Source organism: Paenibacillus sp. FSL K6-2393 (assembly GCF_038002545.1).
Classification (GTDB): domain Bacteria; phylum Bacillota; class Bacilli; order Paenibacillales; family Paenibacillaceae; genus Paenibacillus.
This window is the reverse complement of sequence record NZ_JBBOCU010000001.1, coordinates 2,054,178-2,072,223: the sequence shown is the minus strand read 5'-3', so window position 1 is coordinate 2,072,223 and position 18,046 is coordinate 2,054,178. Positions and strand designations below refer to the sequence as shown.

Annotated in this window: 17 protein-coding genes; 3 read left to right on the top strand and 14 right to left on the bottom strand. The window is 45.6% G+C overall.

Annotation, left to right across the window (positions count from 1 at the left end):
• Positions 1-62: 62 nt before the first annotated feature.
• The 8 genes from grpE to gpr all read right to left on the bottom strand — a co-directional run bounded on the left by grpE (position 63) and on the right by gpr (position 8,755).
• Positions 63-635: a nucleotide exchange factor GrpE gene (gene grpE, locus MHI14_RS09070; RefSeq protein WP_133385571.1), complete on the bottom strand. Its 573-nt coding sequence runs from the start codon at positions 633-635 to the stop codon at positions 63-65.
• Positions 636-670: 35 nt separating this feature from the next.
• On the bottom strand, positions 671-1,702 hold the full coding sequence (hrcA, locus tag MHI14_RS09065; protein WP_339297512.1) for a heat-inducible transcriptional repressor HrcA: 1,032 nt from the start codon (positions 1,700-1,702) through the stop codon (positions 671-673).
• 255 nt (positions 1,703-1,957) lie between these two features.
• The gene (locus MHI14_RS09060) at positions 1,958-2,428 is read right to left on the bottom strand and encodes an N-acetyltransferase (protein ID WP_341130208.1); all 471 of its coding nucleotides are present in this window, start codon (positions 2,426-2,428) and stop codon (positions 1,958-1,960) included.
• A 118-nt stretch (positions 2,429-2,546) separates the two neighbouring features.
• The gene (gene hemW, locus MHI14_RS09055; protein ID WP_036668565.1) at positions 2,547-3,731 is read right to left on the bottom strand and encodes a radical SAM family heme chaperone HemW; all 1,185 of its coding nucleotides are present in this window, start codon (positions 3,729-3,731) and stop codon (positions 2,547-2,549) included.
• Between the two features lie 207 nt (positions 3,732-3,938).
• Positions 3,939-5,753 carry a translation elongation factor 4 gene (lepA, locus tag MHI14_RS09050; RefSeq protein WP_076332291.1) on the bottom strand — a complete coding sequence of 605 codons (1,815 nt, stop codon included), beginning with the start codon at positions 5,751-5,753 and terminating at the stop codon, positions 3,939-3,941.
• Between the two features lie 145 nt (positions 5,754-5,898).
• Positions 5,899-6,258: a hypothetical protein gene (locus MHI14_RS09045; protein ID WP_076211674.1), complete on the bottom strand. Its 360-nt coding sequence runs from the start codon at positions 6,256-6,258 to the stop codon at positions 5,899-5,901.
• 53 nt (positions 6,259-6,311) lie between these two features.
• Positions 6,312-7,607: a stage II sporulation protein P gene (locus tag MHI14_RS09040; RefSeq protein ID WP_289389898.1), complete on the bottom strand. Its 1,296-nt coding sequence runs from the start codon at positions 7,605-7,607 to the stop codon at positions 6,312-6,314.
• Between the two features lie 146 nt (positions 7,608-7,753).
• Positions 7,754-8,755, bottom strand: coding sequence for a GPR endopeptidase (gpr, locus tag MHI14_RS09035; RefSeq protein WP_091013937.1), 1,002 nt, complete (start codon positions 8,753-8,755; stop codon positions 7,754-7,756).
• A gap of 175 nt (positions 8,756-8,930) precedes the next feature.
• Here gpr and rpsT point away from each other — a divergent pair, with 175 nt between their 5' ends.
• Complete coding sequence (rpsT, locus tag MHI14_RS09030) at positions 8,931-9,203, top strand: 30S ribosomal protein S20 (RefSeq protein ID WP_024628504.1); 273 nt, start codon at positions 8,931-8,933, stop codon at positions 9,201-9,203.
• A gap of 189 nt (positions 9,204-9,392) precedes the next feature.
• On the opposite strand, the gene holA is transcribed toward rpsT, so the two are convergent.
• From holA to MHI14_RS09015, 3 genes are all read right to left on the bottom strand, one after another.
• Positions 9,393-10,409: a DNA polymerase III subunit delta gene (gene holA / locus MHI14_RS09025; protein WP_091028363.1), complete on the bottom strand. Its 1,017-nt coding sequence runs from the start codon at positions 10,407-10,409 to the stop codon at positions 9,393-9,395.
• Between the two features lie 256 nt (positions 10,410-10,665).
• Positions 10,666-11,949, bottom strand: a complete 1,284-nt coding sequence (locus MHI14_RS09020) for a zf-HC2 domain-containing protein (RefSeq protein ID WP_341130207.1) — start codon at positions 11,947-11,949, stop codon at positions 10,666-10,668.
• Positions 11,946-12,494 (bottom strand): RNA polymerase sigma factor, encoded by a 549-nt coding sequence (locus MHI14_RS09015; protein ID WP_017687205.1) that lies wholly within the window; start codon positions 12,492-12,494, stop codon positions 11,946-11,948. The genes MHI14_RS09020 and MHI14_RS09015 overlap by 4 nt, the downstream gene beginning before the upstream one ends.
• A gap of 351 nt (positions 12,495-12,845) precedes the next feature.
• On the opposite strand from MHI14_RS09015, the gene MHI14_RS09010 reads away from it, so the two are divergent.
• Both MHI14_RS09010 and MHI14_RS09005 read left to right on the top strand, forming a co-directional pair.
• Positions 12,846-13,148, top strand: coding sequence for a hypothetical protein (locus tag MHI14_RS09010; RefSeq protein WP_062835531.1), 303 nt, complete (start codon positions 12,846-12,848; stop codon positions 13,146-13,148).
• 259 nt (positions 13,149-13,407) lie between these two features.
• Positions 13,408-13,860, top strand: a complete 453-nt coding sequence (locus MHI14_RS09005; protein WP_341130206.1) for a hypothetical protein — start codon at positions 13,408-13,410, stop codon at positions 13,858-13,860.
• Between the two features lie 15 nt (positions 13,861-13,875).
• On the opposite strand, the gene MHI14_RS09000 is transcribed toward MHI14_RS09005, so the two are convergent.
• From MHI14_RS09000 to MHI14_RS08990, 3 genes are all read right to left on the bottom strand, one after another.
• On the bottom strand, positions 13,876-16,746 hold the full coding sequence (locus MHI14_RS09000; RefSeq protein ID WP_341130205.1) for a ComEC/Rec2 family competence protein: 2,871 nt from the start codon (positions 16,744-16,746) through the stop codon (positions 13,876-13,878).
• Between the two features lie 102 nt (positions 16,747-16,848).
• Entirely contained in the window at positions 16,849-17,370 is a 522-nt protein-coding gene (locus MHI14_RS08995) for a deoxycytidylate deaminase (RefSeq protein WP_091028354.1), read from the bottom strand.
• 39 nt (positions 17,371-17,409) lie between these two features.
• Entirely contained in the window at positions 17,410-18,045 is a 636-nt protein-coding gene (locus MHI14_RS08990) for a ComEA family DNA-binding protein (protein WP_341130204.1), read from the bottom strand.
• Between the last annotated feature and the right edge of the window lies 1 nt (position 18,046).

Here is an 18,046-nt window from a genome sequence, read left to right as displayed (position 1 = left end):
TATATTAAACTTCGCCCACATTGTTCAACTATGGAGCCGACCCATTCCTTCCTATAAGGAAATTATGAGCTGACTTTAACCATAGCTGGACGAAGCACTTTATCTTTCAGCATGTAGCCTTTTTGGACTTCCTCAACAACGATACCTTCTTCGTACTCGTCGCTCTCCACTTGCATAATAGCTTGGTGGAATTCAGGATTGAACGGTTGTCCTACCGATTCCATTGCCGTCAGACCTTCGTTATTCATCACGGTTTCCAATTGACGGAAAATCATTTGGATGCCCTTGGAGAAAGATTCGACCTCTGCTCCTTCCGGTACAGTAGCCATGGCGCGCTCGAAGTTATCAATAACCGGTACCAGTTCGGTGACCAGCTTCATCGAAGCGTATTTAGCCAATTCTTCTTTTTCCTTCTGAGTACGACGACGGAAGTTATCAAAATCAGCCTGTGCACGGACATAACGCTGCTGTTGCTCCTCAGCTTCTGCCTTCAGACGTGCAAGCTCATCCTGCTCCTGACCAGCCATCTCTTCAGCTTGTGCTTCTGCAGCGCCAGCTTCATTAATAGGCTCCTGCTCAGCTGCTGTTACCTCTTGTTCTTCTGTAAATGATTGCTCCTCTTTCAAGATGTTCACCTCCTTATACGAATGAAATGGTTCATTCCCGAATCTTATTTGAAACGATGTGTCAGCATCGTCGTCAAGTCACGGGATAGTGTATTTAGAATATGAATGACACGTGCATAATCCATCCGCGTGGGTCCTAGAATACCGATCGAACCCAAAGCCTCACCGTCCAATGAATAGGAGGCTGTAATCAGGCTGCAGTTGGCAAAGGCTTCATGATCATTCTCAGTGCCGATTCGCACTTGAATACCAGATCCACCCGGCACGGGCATCATCAATTTCATGAGTGTTGGTGTCTCTTCCAGCAGGTCAAGAATATCTTTTACCTTTTCGATATCTTTAAACTCCGGTTGAGTCAACATATTGGTGGCACCACTGAGGAACAGACGATTATCATGTTCGTTGTCAAAGGCACTGTTCAGCACCTGCATAACTTCCTCGTAACGTGTAATATGCCGTTCCATCTCTTGCCCAAGTTCAGTATAGAGACGGGATTTCAATTTGTAAATTGGCACACCAACCAGCTTGGTGTTCAACAGTCGAACCACTTTCTCCATCTCGGCTACCGAGATTTCTGGAGGAATCTGGACCGTCTTGTTCTCCACCTGACCGGTATTGGTCACAATGATTGCCACAGCTTCACTTTCGTTCAGCGGAAGCAATTGGAAGTGGCGAAGGGACGTATGGAATACTTCCGGTCCAAGCAGGATCGAAGTATAATTCGTCATATGTGACAAAATATTGGATGCATGTTGAATAACTTGTTCCATGACATTCAACTTTTCAGCGAAGAACGACTTCAGATCATCCAATTCCTGCGGCTCCACCTGATTCCAAGGAACCAAATGATCGACATAATATCGATAGCCTTTATGGGATGGAATGCGTCCAGCCGATGTATGCGGCTGCTCCAGAAAGCCCATATCTTCGAGATCCGCCATTTCATTACGGATCGTCGCCGGACTGTATCCAACATCTCCCCTTTTGGAAATGCTCCGGGACCCTACGGGCTCAGCTGAACGGATATAGTCATCCACTATAGCGTTCAGAATCATTCGTTGACGCTCTGTTAACATGGTGAGTATTCCCTCCTTCTGACTGTACTGTCCCATGTCGTTAGCACTCCGGTTAGATGAGTGCTAAGCGGTAATACAAAAATACCAAACTGACGTGAACATTGTCAAGTGAGTTTGATGAGTGGGCTCATCTATTTATAGTATAGACCAATGTCGACGAGTCCTAACAACTTTATTGAACATACTTTGAAGTAAAAAAGGACTGCATGTAGGGCAGAGGCTGACTCGGCTCAATTCATGCAGTCCATTTAGTTGTTAGGCTGAAACGTTAAGCTCTTTTAATACCGCGATCTCATCGCAACAATCCTGCTTGCTGCAATGAACACAGTCGGTCCATACTTTCTCGGGGAAAATCTCTTTTTCCACCACGGCAAAGCCGTTTTTGAGGAAGAAGGATACTTCATATGTCAACGCCATAATCTTAGGAATCTGTTGTTTCTCCGCTTCTTCTACCAGTCGGTCCAGCAATCGGGAGCCAATTCCGAGCCCTTTGTGTCCTTCCGAGATACCGAGTGATCTGACTTCCACCAAATCATTCCCCAGACGACAAAGCGATCCGCAACCCACCACTTCACCATCAACTTCGGCTACAACAAAGTGCTCCAGCTGTCGGTGCAGTATTTCCCGTGATCGCGGAAGCATGATCCCACGCTCTGCATAGCCCTTAATCATTTCATACAGTGGTTCAACATCTTCCGACACGGCTTTTCTGCATATTACCGACATCCTGCTCTCCTCCTATTACCAAGCTTTCCAGAGGAAAGCTGACTTCGTAGTTGTTAAATTAACACGCTCTGTAAAATCAATATGAATAAATATACAACAGAGCGTATAGAATTTCAAGCTATGAATTCAGCGATATGGACCCGATAAACTCCGCAAAAACGTCATTTCCGAACAGGATACCCTGCTCGCTCAGTCGGAAGCCGTCTGCCGTCCGCTCAAGCAGCCCTGCGTTCAACATTTTGCCCAAAGGCTTCGCAAACACTTCTTCCATGGACTCTCCGAACTGTTCGCTAAAACGTGAGGCCGAAGCCCCCTCCAACATTCTTAGTCCAACCATCAGATAATCTTCCATGGCCTCAGGGCGAGCAATCTCAAAATGATCCAGACGAGGCAGTCCTGCACGCGAAGCTTCAACATAAGGATTTATACCTTTAATATTCATATGCCGTTCGCGGCCTACATATCCATGCGCACCTGCACCCAGACCATAGTAGTCCTCATTACGCCAGTAGGTAATATTGTGACGACTCTCAAAGCCCGGCTTGGCAAAGTTACTGATCTCGTATTGTCCATAACCAGCTTCTTTCATACGTCTCATTAATAGAAGATACATCTCCAGCTCGTCATCTTCATGAGGAAGTGGCAACTGGTTCTTCTGATACAGTGTATGGAAAAGTGTATTCTCTTCCACTTTCAGGCTGTAGATGGAGTAATGCGGCAGATCCAGTTCCAGCGCTTTGTCGATACTCTCATTCAACATTTCAACAGTCTGGTTCGGCAAACCAAACATCAGGTCAATGGACAGGTTATTCAATCCCGCTTTTCGAGCATTCTCCAAACTGCGATATACATCATCCGTATTATGAATACGGCCAATGCCTGTCAGCAGATCATTCTGAAACGCCTGCACGCCAAAGCTGACACGGTTGACGCCGCCTTCTTTCATCGCAGCAAGCTTCTCCGCATCCGTGGTTCCCGGGTTGGCTTCCATCGAAAATTCAATATCGTCCGCCCAATTTGGGAAATACGTCTTCACGGAACGAAGAAATACTGCCATCTCATCCGGTTTCAGAGCTGTTGGCGTACCCCCACCTACAAATATGGTCTTGATCTCACCCGGTGGATTGGCCTTAACTGTATGTTCCATCTCCCGTTCTAGCGCTTCGAGATATTGCATCACGGGCTGATCTTTCAGAACGTAGGAGTTAAAGTCGCAATAAAAACATTTATTCGTGCAAAAGGGAATGTGAAGATACACCGCTTGGGGCGCACCTGTCTTCCGGCTGTGTGCTGCCAATGTCATGGCAAGTCCCCCTCTATTTGAAAAAAGGAAAGCCATCCGGCTTCCCTTTCAGCTTAGTTATTTAATATTCTGTGTTGTAACCATGTTTGCAAGCAAACGTCCTACAATTCAATTTCGATACACACAATCTGTGTTGTACCCGAAAATGAATTTTCTTTAATCTAATTTGAATACACATATTCTGTGCTGTACCTCAAATTAGATTGTTTAATCATCAATTTTCAGTACCGCCATGAATGCCTCTTGTGGCACCTCAACGTTACCAACTTGCTTCATCCGCTTCTTACCTTCCTTCTGCTTCTCAAGCAGTTTCCGTTTCCGCGAGATGTCACCACCATAACACTTGGCAAGTACGTTTTTACGCATGGCTTTTACTGTTTCACGAGCAACGACCTTGGTGCCCACAGATGCCTGAATTGGCACCTCGAACATTTGCCGTGGAATCAGCTCGCGCAGTTTCTCACAGACAATGCGTCCGCGGTTATAGGCACGGTCACGGTGAACGATGAAGGACAGAGCATCCACCTGTTCGCCATTGAGTACAATATCCATTTTTGCCAGATTGGACTGACGGTAACCGGACAACTCATAATCCAGGGATGCATATCCTTTGGTACCGGATTTCAACTGGTCGAAGAAGTCATATACAATCTCGGACAACGGAATCTCATAGGTAATGGTAACCCGGGTTGTGTCCAAATATTCCATATTTACATATTCACCGCGTTTATTCTGACACAACTCCATAATGGTACCTACATAATCATTTGGTACGATAATATCTGCCTTGACGTACGGTTCCTCGACGTAATCAATCCGTCCCACCTCAGGATAGTTGGATGGGTTGTCGATTTTCATCACTTCACCATTGGTTAAGGTGACGTGATAGATTACACTTGGTGCCGTTGTGATCAACGGAATGTTAAACTCCCGCTCGATCCGCTCCTGGATAACGTCCATGTGAAGCAGTCCAAGGAATCCGCAACGGAATCCAAAACCGAGTGCACTGGATGTTTCCGGTTCAAAGCTCAGAGACGCATCGTTCAACTGCAATTTCTCCAACGCTTCACGCAGATCAACATAGTCCGATGTTTCGATCGGATAGAGACCACAATACACCATTGGGTTAATTTTACGATAACCCGGCAAAGGTTCCGGTGTTGGATTTTTGGCATCCGTTACCGTATCCCCGACTTGTGTATCGCCAACATGCCGGATACCTGCAACGATAAATCCAACATCCCCCACGTTCAGCTCGTCCACGATGGTCATACGAGGTTTGAACGCTCCAACTTCAATGACTTCAAATGATTTACCTGTTGCCATCATTTTGATTTTGGAACCGGATTTAATTTTGCCATCAACAACACGTACATATACGATTACACCTTTGTACGGGTCATAGTGCGAGTCAAAAATCAGCGCTTTCAAAGGCTGGTCAGGATCACCAGTCGGTGCCGGAACACTTTGCACCACTTGCTCCAAAATTTCTTTGATTCCGATTCCTGATTTGGCCGAAGCCAAAACCGCATTACTTGTGTCCAAACCAATAACATCTTCCACTTCCTGCTTCACCCGTTCAGGATCAGCGCTTGGAAGGTCAATTTTGTTGATAACCGGTAAAATTTCAAGGTTGTTATCCAATGCCAGATACACGTTGGCAAGTGTTTGGGCTTCAATTCCCTGAGCCGCATCCACAACCAGGAGAGCACCTTCACATGCAGCAAGACTGCGTGATACTTCATATGTGAAGTCTACGTGTCCCGGTGTATCAATCAGATTCAATAAATACTCTTCACCGTCATCCGCTTTGTAAGTCAAGGCTACTGCTTGTAGCTTGATCGTTATTCCACGTTCGCGTTCAAGGTCCATTTTATCCAGAACTTGTTCCTGCATTTCACGTGAAGTGAGCGCACCTGTGTGCTCCAAGATCCGGTCCGCAAGTGTTGATTTGCCGTGATCTATATGTGCAATAATAGAAAAGTTACGAATTTTACGTTGTCTTGCCCGAATGTCAGTCATTCCTTACCCCCAGAAACAGCCTAGTGTCAATCACTTCATTATAACAGTTGAAGCACAGTGCATCAATCCCGTGATGTCTCAACTTTATAATAAAGTGTTATCATGCACTCCCAGAGGTTATATTGTACCTTAAAATTATGGTATTTTATTCAGCAACGCCGCTAAAAAGAGAGACCACCCACTTGATTCCACTATGTGAGAGATTTTGCAATAGTCCAGCCGTTTTGTCTGCCAACACATCAACCGGAGCCTTATTTTGATCTGCCCCAAGCACTTGGCTTGGTGACTGAACAGGTACAAATGGGGGTTCTTTAATTTCCTTTTGGACAGGTGCAGTCGGAACAGATTCGGTAACCGATGAAGTTGGCTCAGTTGTCACAACGGTTGACGTGCCTCCCGATGGATTGCCCATATGAAAGTTGCTGCCAGCCAGCTGCATTCCAAACAGAACACCCAGCAACATTAATACAGCGATGGATAACAGTCTTTTACCGAATCTGGACATGTGCATTGCCTCCTGTCACTCTCTACTATTTTTCCTTCTTACATATATGGTTCCTATCCACCCTGCGACGAGGTTTCCGCACTGGCTTTGTCCACCTTCTGATCTTCCCAATACACTTGGGCAATCATGTCTGCTAGAATCTTCGATGTCCGTTGGAGCTCAGCACCTGTGTTGTCGATACCACCAATCTCAATTAAAATGCTGTTGGGTGAGAGGGTTTGGTTATACTCTCCATTGTTGGCTCCTCCACCATCTTTGCCCCACACACCACGGGATACCCCAGGATACTTGGCTTCCAGTTTCTTATGAATTTTCGCTGCAAAGGCTTCATTCTGCCGCCAATTTGGATTTTCATGTCCAATAATGAAATACACTTTGGCGTAGCCCAAGTCATTAATAGTGGTTGTTGTTTTGCCATGACGCTGTGAATCACGATGAATGTCTATGAGATATGTCAGATCATCATTTTGAGCGAGTGCCGCTTTTACCGTTTGACGGGAGTATTTATAAGAATAGTTCCAGTTATAATCCTTTACTTTAGTGGGATAATCATCCTTGGCGTGTTCTACGCCGATTCCCAGCTTCTCCAGACTGTCTGAGAGGTAGGTCCCCACTTGAAATACATTGCCTGTTGATTTGCCTGATGATGGATTATCACTTTTCGTACCTAGCAGTGGATTGTAACCTTCCCGTGGATGGGAATGATAGATAAGAATTGATTTTTTGCCTGTTGTCGGTGAGCCTGAATTGTCTTTCTCACCATTCTTCGCTGGGGGATCCTCTTTACCTTCTCCATCTCCAGGCTCACTCGACTCAGGCGGATCCGTATTGTCCTGGCCTGGTGGAACATGCAGTTCACTACCGGGTTTCCCTCCACCTGCGGAAGCCGTATCCGTAAGACCGGGACCGGGTTGATAATCTTCAGGAGCCTCGGCTTTTTCGTTACCAGATCCAGGACGGAGCAGAACAGGTTGGTTGGAACCCATGCCCGGCATTTCTCTCGCAATCAGGCTCTTGGGGTCTTGAGGATTTACATTCGTTAGTAATTGGAAAACAAATGAGGTGAGATTCTCACCGGATATGGCAGAGGTCTGTTCCTTCTGGGTGAGATGAGGCATCTCCATACCGAGCATATCAACGAAAAAGCGGCTTGATACGGCACTCGCAAATCCTTTCATGGAAGAAACGGGTGAATTATTCAAGCGTTTCTCTGCCATGCCCCCCAGACCCAGTACGACAAAAAACAAGGCAGATATGATCATAAGCAACAACAACGTACGGCCCATGGCCAGCACGTGCAGACATCTTTTTTTCCACTTTCCAATATTCCAGGCCAATATCTTGTTCATTCTGCTGTCTCCTTCCCTGCTGGACAACTCTTATACTTCAACTCTATGAGCCGGCCCAATTTGATAGAACAGGAAAATGAAAGATTCCAGAAACAAAAAAAAGAAAGTCCGATAGATTCGGACCTTCTTCTCAGCAGTTTTAAGTTTTAATGTGTATAGGCGGCTACGTTATCCGGATTCACTGCATCGTGGAGTGCAGCGTTAAGTCCTGTAGCGATAACATTGGCAATTCCCTCAATAAACTCATCGATTTCCTTTGGGGTAACTATGAGGTCATGACCCAGTGGCTCAAGTACCTCTTTCACCAGACTCAAGCGATCTTGCTCACCGATGTCGTCCAGCATACCCATGATCTGTTTGGTCTGATCCGTTTCCTGGCGAAAGTGTGAACGCATCATCTCAATCACATTGTTCACAATAGTGGACGCATAACATACGGTTGGTACTCCGATGGCGATGCAAGGCACACCTAATATTTCACGAGTCAGGCCACGCCGTTTGTTTCCAATACCGGATCCCGGATGAATACCAATGTCCGCTACCTGAATCGTTGTATTTACACGTTCCAAGGAACGGGAGGCCAGCGCATCAATCGCAATAATGGCATCCGGCTTGGTCCGATCTACAATCCCCTGTACGATGTCACTGGATTCAATGCCCGTTGTACCTAACACGCCGGGAGCAATCGCGCTGACTTCCCGATACCCTGGCGCTACCTGATCTGGCACCAATTCGAAATACTGACGGGTTACCATCAGATTTTCCACAACAAGTGGACCGAGTGAATCCGGGGTGACATTCAAGTTGCCCAGGCCAACAATCAAGACCTTGGATGTTTTGTTGATTCCAGCTTTAACCATAAAATCTTCCATTTCACGAGTGAACTCGGCAGCAACTCGCTCCTGTAACTCGGTATCACCATTCCGTAGTGAAGGTACTTCCAAGGTGACATAGTGACCTTTCACCCGACCAATAGCCGTTGCTGCTTCTTCAGTCAGGACATCAATGCGTGTAATCGTAATGCCCTCTTTTTTCTCCACATCTTCCCGCAGTCCGGGGATCGTCTGTTTCTGTCCACCTTGCGCCATTTCCTTGGAGTCGATCGCCAAATCGGTACGAACTGTATAGTTTTGCAAATCCAGTGTCATTCTGTCCCTGCCTCCCTTACCGCATTTGAGCATATTGTGTGGGAAAAAGGGTTTCTTTATACAGCATGTCGAACATCATAGGAATATCTGTTGCATTTTACATGCTAGCGTGATAGAATATTTTAAGTTGTGAAACGTTTGTATTCATGCAAATGCCTTACAGGAGGTGAATGTAATGCCAAACATCAAATCCGCTGTTAAACGCGTAAAAACGAGCGACAAGCGCCGCGCACTCAACGCTTCCCAGAAGTCTGCACTCCGTACAGCTGTTAAAGCTGCTGATGCTGCTCTGGTAAGTAACGAAGTTGATACTGCAAAAGCTGCGATTCAAGCTGCTTCCAAAAAGCTGGACAAGGCTGTAACTAAAGGTCTGGTTCATAAAAATGCTGCAGCACGCAAAAAGTCTCGCTTGGCGAAAAAACTGAACGCTCTTTCCGCACAAGCGTAAGAAGCGTTACTTATACGATCCAATGGAAAAATCCTGAACAGCATAGGCTTTCAGGATTTTTTAGTATCTGATTCGATAAGTATAAGACACAAACAAAAGCGACCTTTATTCCGATGATTAAACGATCATGGAGCAAAGGTCGCTTTGTTTGTTATTCACACTAGTAATCTATTACGTTTACGTGTCCATTCAGGCACCAAGTCTCAATAAGAACAGCTCCAGACCAAGCACTTTATCCACCGCTCCTGTTTTCATCTGGTAATCCAGTTCGCTGAGGTGACTCAAAATCATTCTCAGACGTTCCGGCTGAAATTTACGAGCTTGTTCACCCGCAATCTTAACAGCATACGGATGCAGACCAAGCTGACTGGCAATCTGCTGCTGGGAGTAACTTTGTTGGCCCAACTCTTTCACCTGGATCATGATCCGAAACTGACGTGCGATTAAAGCCGCAATTTTAATCGGTTCTTCCCGCTGCTTCAGCAACTCATAGAAAAGAGCCAACGCTTTCTCCAGTCGCAAATTAGCGAGTTCTTCGACCAGCGAGAATACATTCTGCTCTGTACTACGGGCAACCAGTGACTCGATATCCGCACGCTTGATTGTCCCCCCATTACCCGCAAACAAACATAACTTGTCTACTTCAGCAGACAGGGTCTGAAGACCTGTTCCTGCATAGCTGATCAACGTTTCCGCCGCTCCCGTCTCCAAGGAAACATCCCGCTGCTTCGCCAGTTTCACTATCCAATTCAATAACTCATCTCCACTGAGTGGAGCAAAAGCAAGAACTACTGCCTGTTTCTTGACAGCCTTCACCAGTTTCTTACGCTCATCCAGCTTATCCCCTTGGGCCAAGAAAACAATCGTACTGTAATCTGCCGGATTTTCCATATATGTAAGCAGACGATCAACCTGATGTTCAATCTTGGATTCTTTACCTGCGGTGAACAGGCTCGCGTCCCTTACAATAATTAATTTGCGAGGAACGAGAAAAGGTACAGTCTCTGCTTCTTCAATAACGACCTCCACAGCCGTTTCAGACAAATCATATGGAATAATCGCAAAATCACGATGTTCTTCTTCAATAACCTGTTCTTTTAACATATCCGTAAATTGCTGTATCTGGTACTTCTCCGTTCCGTACAGCACATAGATCGGTGCCGTTTCTCCATTACGTATTGCCTTTGTTGCACTTTTTACATCCATTCACGGCGCCTCCTTATCCCTCTTATCCTACCAGAAAAAACGCAAGACAACAAAGGGACCTTACATCCAGTTATGGATGAAGGTCCCCTGTCCTACATCTATATAAACGCAGACACCAGCAGTTCTAGAAAAAGCCGGTGCGCGGTCATACGACGTCAGTTGTTTGAACTGAGATAGGACGTTTTGTTACTTCCACTATATGCTTGTCATACTGAAAATGTTCTTTCGTTTAGAGGAGCGCACTCCCCATTTTTAATTATTTCGCAGGAGCTCCACCTGAAACAGCAGGTACATTAAACGAGTTCTTCGCCGTTGTTCCGTCCTTGTCCGTTTCGTAATTAAATAGAGTACCATCCTTGGACCAACTCGCTGACTTCAGTGTCCCCTCTATACTGCGTTGTTCAACCAAATTTAGAACATCCGGTTCATTGGCAGGTTTGGAGTATATGCTGAGTTGATCACCAATAAGCATAACTACATAGGAGCCGTCAGGTGATTTCCATTCTTTTGGTGCTGCCGTTGTAGTCATTCCCTGATCCGGTCCTGCCGCGAATCCTTTGTTTCCTCCAGAAGCGTCTGCACCTGCACTGGAATCAGGTACAGTATTACCTTCAACCGGAACATCTTCAGTCATATTAGGTGTTGTATCCTGAGAAGTGAAGGATTTCGCATCTCCATTTTCCGTTTCTGTTACTCCATTCTCTTCCCCATCTGCAGAAGATTTAGGAGAATCTCCTGATCCCTGAATTCTCTGCTCAGAATCTTGGTTCTGAACCTGATTATTCTGATTATCGGTCGGAGGAGTTTTAGACGAATTATCCTGAGTTCCTTTATTAGGAGCAGGTGTTGATTCGGTAGCCGGTTGTTTAGGTGTCGGATCTGACTGAACTTCAGGCTCCTGTACCTCATCTCCACCGTTCTCTTCAGGAATTGTTTCTACGCCTTGGTTGTCTGGTTCAGTCGGTGAAACATTCGATTGATCCACAAACACATCGTTGCTGCTTGGTTCGGCTGAAGTGGCAGGATCAGAATTTTCAATACTCTTGCTCAATGGATTCTCATCCACATTGCCACTCTCTTGAGAAGCCCCAGAGCTCATCAGCATGGAATCGGCATTCTCAATCTGTTCAGGCTGGTATCCCCAGATGGCAAATCCCAAAACAACTGCTGCTGCCGCTGCACCCATGGACATACGTCCTGCCATTGAGTTAAGCCATTTTTGCTTCGTTTTCCGCTCACTTGAACGTTGTAAATTCTCAAATGCAGCGGGGACAGGATTCATTTCCTGTATGGTGCTACTTTGTTCCTTCCGCGCTTCGTCAATGGCATCAAGCTGTGGCATAATCGCATCAACCAGACTAAATTTCGGGCTTACTTGCGGTAATTCTTCCAGTTCTCTGGAAAGAGCTCTGAGTAAACTAAAATTCTCGGCGCACTCCGGACACTTCGCCACATGCTGTAGCATCTGCGCGGTTTCCGCCTCGCCCAGATCATGATCCAGATAGCGGTGCATCCATTCCACCACCTCTTCGCATTTCATCCTGTCACACCACCTTTCTGATATTCCTGTAGTAGATTCTGTAATTGCTGTCTGGCTCTAAATAAATAAGATTTCACCGTATTCAACGGAAGATCGAGACAATCCGCAATTTCATTGTAGGATAAGTCCTGCAAATATCTTAGAACAATAACGGTACGATGATGCTCGGGAAGCTTGTTGATCGCATCCTGAATGTCTTGGGCCACATATGTAGACATGACCTCGTATTCCACATCCTGATTATCCTGAAAAACCATGTCATGTTCGTCAATGGAGACAGACGGCTTGGTTCTTCTGAATTTATCAATACAGATGTTCGTAACGATGCGTTGTACCCATGTTTTGAATTGGGCCTTTTCTTCGTATGAGTTGATTTTGGTGTAAATTCGGATCAACGCTTCCTGCGCAGCATCCAAAGCGTCCTGTTCATTATTTAGAATGTAATATGCGGTTCGATAGACATGTTGTTCAATCTCCCGCAATAGGGTAATTAGAGCGTCGCGATCGCCCGATTGAGCGGCTCTGATGAGTTCCGGCTCTACCACAAAGGATCCCCCTCTCCCTGCAACCTTACAGACGTAATCATCAATAAAATTGTTGCAAAGTTAAGTATTTTTTTAATTTGCCATAACAAAATAACGGCGTATGTATTAGGGCCGCTGAAATCTTCTCTTAGAATAACAGAAATTGCATAACGAGTCACCAAACGTATCCAAAAGGGATTCCATTACTTACACGACTCAATTCAAATGCAATGGCATACATTATAGATAAGCACTTTTTTGGCTCCTAAAATAAAAAAAGTCGAAATTTGTCCAAATTTAAGCTGATTTTAATGCAATTTTCATGAAAATAGTGTATTGTAAATTTACATTCATAAACACGAGGTGATGAGCATGCCAGCTCTTGCGAAAATTCAAGCTTTAAAAGAACAAATGCCCAAAGAATACCAAAGTATTTCCCACTTTGTGGAACATGCATTGGAGTCCATTGATACTCTGGTCGAGGAACATCGGAAGTACGTAGCTGCACAGGCATTATACGGCGATAAAATCGTTGGATCGGAAGAACGCTTGTACAGAGAAACCGTACTTGATGTCAGAGCACAGCTGTTGATGACTCTTGAGAAAACGGTAGAAGATCTGTTGCACAAAGGCGATAAACACTGGAACAAACACTTTAAGGATGGCGTGGAGTAGTTCTTATATTTCTTCTACCATTTGAAAAAATGGCCCGTTTTCCGATATTCTCCCTCGTGGAGTGTAACGGAAAGCGGGCTTTTTTTGTGCTGTGCTGTAACCTGCAATCAAATGAAGTGATTAAGTGATGAATTGGTATCATCTCAATCAGCATAAAATCGTTTAACTGTTTCTTCAACCTCTGTATGTTAAAATATAGTAACTCCCTTAGTTTATCTCTTGTTGAATATAGTTATTTAAGATGGAGGTCAATATTCGAATGACAAAATCCCATAGAATCAATAGGCCGCGCGGAAAAATAGTTGCAGCTGTATTAACTGCAGTTCTCATTTCACTTGCAATGGGGATATATCACTATGTCCCTATAGATGAAAGATTAGAGAATACTTACTATTATTCATTCGGGTATAAATTTGCGGTTGGATTATTGATTAACCTCGCTATTTTACTTTTCTTAATTACGCCACTTTCTATATTGGCGGATGGATTACTTTTATACAGAAAAAAAGATAATACGTATATGAGATTGATCGTTGCTATTGCAGCATATGTTCTATTAGGCTTCACAGGTGGGATCATCTACTCGATATTTACACGTAACTTCAATACTTTTTCTGCTCAAACTATCCACATTGTTGTATGTTCTCTTGTCTTTTTAACCTTCCAGTTGGTATTAAATCGGAGTTTTCTTCACTCATCTTCACACCGATAAGTAGATTGCGTGCCGTCACTCAACCCCGACCAACTTGTACCGAATATCAATTTTCCCATCTTTCACTCTCATCTGAACCTCACCCATCTGATCCGTCCTATAGATCTCTGACCCGGTAGCCTCCAGACGTTCCATCACTCCCGGATTGGGATGCCCATATGTATTGTTAACTCCTGCAGATATCACAGCGGTTTTGGCGTTCCAGTATTGGAGCCAAGCTTCGGTTGACGACGTTTTACTACCATGATGAGCGACCTTTAGCACGTCAATGGATACAGACGACGACGCTGAAGCATCATTTGAATCAATCTGCAATGGTCGTGTAAGTATCCTTTGTACAACTCCCTCTGTAACTCCAATATCTGCACCTTTCTGTTCAAACTGAGCAGCCAACGAGCCATCCTGAATCATATAGAGCAGGTCCTGCTCGGCTGCTGCATCCATGTCCCCGGTGAACAACATGGAAGCCCCGGCCATTTCCAGCAAAAAGACAACGGAATCATGATTCTGGTGTTCAGACACAGGCAAATTGCCTGATACATTTACATCCATATGTGCCAGATCCGGAGCTATAAAATGTAAACTCGTCTGCTTGTCAGCCTTATAGGACATGCCCTGCTGAATGGCGTACAGAGGAATTTTCCGTTCCATGGCTGTATTCAGTAATTTATCAAAGTTTTCTTTACCGCTGGTCGTGCCATTAAACATGAAACGTTTAACTGGAATCTGTTCCAGCACAGCCTGTAGTCCTCCGGCATGATCCTGATCTGCATGCGTTACAATGACAGCGTCCAGTTGATGGATGCCTCTCTTTTTCAATAGAGGAACAACCACCTTGGCACCTACCTCATATGGGTCACGTCTTGTTTTCCAAGTCTTTTCGGTGTTCCCAAAACTAACTGTTCCCCCGCCATCCACCAGAATGTGTTTGCCTTCCGGGGTTGTAATCAATGTGCTGTCTCCCTGACCAATATCCAAAAACTGCACAATGCCGGTTCCAGCAGGCTTGGGAGTCTGATATGCCAACCACAATCCAGCAACAAAGCTGATTGCGAGCAAGCCGCACAACCCACGCTGAACTTTACTCATTCGTTGATGCGCATAATAACCTGCACCTCGTGCAGTAAATGCACTTGTATACTCCGGCCAGGCAATACTGGCTCCTAATGTCGTTAATGAAGTTTCTTTTCCATCTACACGGTTCTTACCTTGATCCTGTGCCACCGTAGACACCGAAGAACGAATGCCCATATTCGCCATTGAAACTGAAGGTTGCCCCCTCACAAGAGGAGCCGTCTCTTCCTCAACAAACGCTGTTTCTTGCTGCTCACCATTGCCACGATGCAACAGGTAGAGTAAGGCATACAACACAGCATAATATGCGGCAATCCATAACAAGGACGGTGTTGCCCAGATCAATACAAAACCTGGCAGGCTGTTCATCCACTCCACGCTTACAAATGTCAGTTGATTCAGTTGAATCGCAACCCACGCGAGAGGTTTCGCCAAGGGAACCCATAGGAATGACAACAGCATGGCAACCGTCCCTAGAGGTAATACAATGGCACTGATTAAAGAAACCAGCAGAAAGTTGGCCACAAATGAAAGTAATGAGAACTGATTGAAATAGAGAATGGTTACTGGGAATGAAATCAGCTGAGCGGTCACCGTTACGGATGCTGTTGCAGCCAGTGATTTCGGCCAGCTGCTGAACAGTCGGTTAATCAATGGCATGTAGATCATCAAACCTGCGGTCACAAGAAAGGATAACTGGAAGCTCACGCTCAGCAAAAAGTACGGGTCCCACCACATCATCAGCAACGCTGCTGTACTGATCATCTGAAGACCGTCTCTGGCGAGACCACGGCGTGCCATATACAACCCAATCATGGACATCATTCCTGCCCGAATCACTGAAGGTGAACCACCGGATAACAGTACATAAGCTGGCACCAGGATCAGAACAATCGTGAGTGCCGCCTCTCTGGTAAGCCTTAGCCAGGATAGAATAAGGAGAAGAGAAGCTACATATACAGCTACATGGGTCCCGGAGATTGCCAGGATATGCGTTAGACCGAGTTGTGAAAACTGACCATAGGTACCTGGATCGATATCAGTAGACATCCCGATAATAAGACCCTTCATATAACCTGCATGAGGCTCTGGAAATAACTGCTCAACCGCCGAGCCCAACTTATGCCTAGTCCAATCCGTCCACCGTAGTACGTTATATTGTCCAAGTCCCTCAGGAGCAACTACTGTGACCGAACTGGCTCCCTTCACTTTGAACAACCAGTGGATATGCAGGGTGCGCAAGTAACTGCGATAATCAAACCCGCCAAAGTTCCTGGCTTCACCAGGAAGGACAAAAGAACCATTAAGCGTGATCAAATCGCCCCTCTTCCAGCCCGCTGCTACCTGTTGTTCTTCTTCCTCCAACAGTCTGACTTGTACCATCAATTGTTCATCTATGTTGAATGCAGATGATGCTACAAGATCTGTGTCTGCTGAATCCGATATTGGTAATATTGAAGACATCTGAATCTTAAAGTCAGCCCGATCTCCATCAATGCGTACATCTGACACCAGCTCACCCTGAATTTCAGCTGACCATCCGTCCAACTCATGAGTAGCGATATGCATGGTCTCCGGCAGACTGCTATGATTGCGTGCGTCATTCCACTCCCAATGTACAGCGCCTCCAATAAAGGCAGCGAGTAAAAATAAAACAGACCATCCACGCACATCTATAAAACGAAGTAAAAGTGGCAGACATGCCAGAGCTCCAATTAACCCCAAGATTAACGTCCAGCCTGTTAACGCACATGCTATCCCGCTCCCGCACAACCAACAAATCGTAAAACTTAATAATGGTCTGCCTTTCATTTCTACCCCTCCTTCATTTCACCCGTTGAACGCAGAAAAACCCCCGGAAAGCCAATTCAGGCTTGCCGGAGGTTCTCCCTCGCGTATTCGATCATATTTACATTAATTGCTCACAGTCATCATCGTTTCCCGCGGGGGCTGGTAATTCTCCAGCCTGCGGAACGTTATGCCCTTCTGTTCCATCATATTTGTAACCTTACCGGTATCTTTAGGATAAGAACGATGAAAGACGATTTCTGTAATCCCGCTATTCGCCAGCATATTGGCACATGTCCAGCACGGTTCGTCGGTCACATACACGGACGAGCCTTCGCGGTCGATTCGATCTGTGAATAAAAGCAAGTTTTGCTCCGCATGGATTGTGCGAATGCATCGTTGCTTTTTCACCATTTCTTCTTGCCCATCGGTCACGACCAACTCATACTCTTCCGATATCATACAACCTGCTTCAGAACAATCCGGGACGCCGGTGGGTGCACCATTATAGGCTGTTCCCAGCAGTTTCTTTCCCTGAACAAGAACTGCACCCACATGACGACGCGAACAGCGGGAACGGGTGGAAACCATATACGCGATGTCCATAAAATACGTATCCCAGTCCTTGCGTACCTCTACTGTACTCATGCTGCTTTCCTCCCGCTCAACACATTTTTTATTCTAATATTACCGGATCTGCACATACGGTGCCATCTTCTCCAGCATCTTCATGCCGATCCCTTTGACCTTTGTCAGATCACTGACTTTTGCAAAAGGACCATGTGCATTCCGATAGTCCACAATAGCCTGAGCTTTCTTCTCCCCAATTCCGGGAAGCTCTATAAGCTTGGAGACAGGAGCGGTATTCACATCAATCTTGCCATTGTCGCCAGCTTCCTCACGAACTACAGGTGGATTACTGTTCGAGCCCGTCTCGGAGGTAACCGAAGGATTCGAATTCGTACCCTGCACAACCGGTTCAGTCAAAGTAGCAGTAGCCGATGGAATATCGTTCGTCTGACTTGTAGTTTGAACTACTGAATCACCTTCAACTGCAACGCTCGCAAGCTCTTTAGACTCTCCTGCCTTTGCCTCATTTCCAGTCTGCAGCCCACTTACATCCGTTCCCAAAGATGTTCCTGTATTGCCCTGAACCGAAGTAGCCGACTGTACAGCAGGGAGTTCCTGCTCTATCGTCGGCTTCTCGGTGCCGAGCTGCAAGGGTTCCCAGCCACTAGGTGGTTGTTCACTTTTGCCCGACCATAATATAAGTATACTTCCAACCACCGCAGCAGCAATGGTCATCCCTTTATTCCATCTCATT

Excerpts from the sequence above, each read along its gene's own strand:
- hrcA (WP_339297512.1), bottom strand. The coding sequence starts at position 1,702 with ATGTTAACAGAGCGTCAACGAATGATTCTGAACGCTATAGTGGATGAC.
- MHI14_RS09060 (WP_341130208.1), bottom strand. The coding sequence starts at position 2,428 with ATGTCGGTAATATGCAGAAAAGCCGTGTCGGAAGATGTTGAACCACTG.
- hemW (WP_036668565.1), bottom strand. The coding sequence starts at position 3,731 with ATGACATTGGCAGCACACAGCCGGAAGACAGGTGCGCCCCAAGCGGTG.
- lepA (WP_076332291.1), bottom strand. The coding sequence starts at position 5,753 with ATGACTGACATTCGGGCAAGACAACGTAAAATTCGTAACTTTTCTATT.
- MHI14_RS09045 (WP_076211674.1), bottom strand. The coding sequence starts at position 6,258 with ATGTCCAGATTCGGTAAAAGACTGTTATCCATCGCTGTATTAATGTTG.
- MHI14_RS09040 (WP_289389898.1), bottom strand. The coding sequence starts at position 7,607 with ATGAACAAGATATTGGCCTGGAATATTGGAAAGTGGAAAAAAAGATGT.
- gpr (WP_091013937.1), bottom strand. The coding sequence starts at position 8,755 with ATGACACTGGATTTGCAAAACTATACAGTTCGTACCGATTTGGCGATC.
- rpsT (WP_024628504.1), top strand. The coding sequence starts at position 8,931 with ATGCCAAACATCAAATCCGCTGTTAAACGCGTAAAAACGAGCGACAAG.
- holA (WP_091028363.1), bottom strand. The coding sequence starts at position 10,409 with ATGGATGTAAAAAGTGCAACAAAGGCAATACGTAATGGAGAAACGGCA.
- MHI14_RS09020 (WP_341130207.1), bottom strand. The coding sequence starts at position 11,949 with ATGAAATGCGAAGAGGTGGTGGAATGGATGCACCGCTATCTGGATCAT.
- MHI14_RS09010 (WP_062835531.1), top strand. The coding sequence starts at position 12,846 with ATGCCAGCTCTTGCGAAAATTCAAGCTTTAAAAGAACAAATGCCCAAA.
- MHI14_RS09005 (WP_341130206.1), top strand. The coding sequence starts at position 13,408 with ATGACAAAATCCCATAGAATCAATAGGCCGCGCGGAAAAATAGTTGCA.
- MHI14_RS09000 (WP_341130205.1), bottom strand. The coding sequence starts at position 16,746 with ATGAAAGGCAGACCATTATTAAGTTTTACGATTTGTTGGTTGTGCGGG.
- MHI14_RS08995 (WP_091028354.1), bottom strand. The coding sequence starts at position 17,370 with ATGAGTACAGTAGAGGTACGCAAGGACTGGGATACGTATTTTATGGAC.
- MHI14_RS08990 (WP_341130204.1), bottom strand. The coding sequence starts at position 18,045 with ATGAGATGGAATAAAGGGATGACCATTGCTGCTGCGGTGGTTGGAAGT.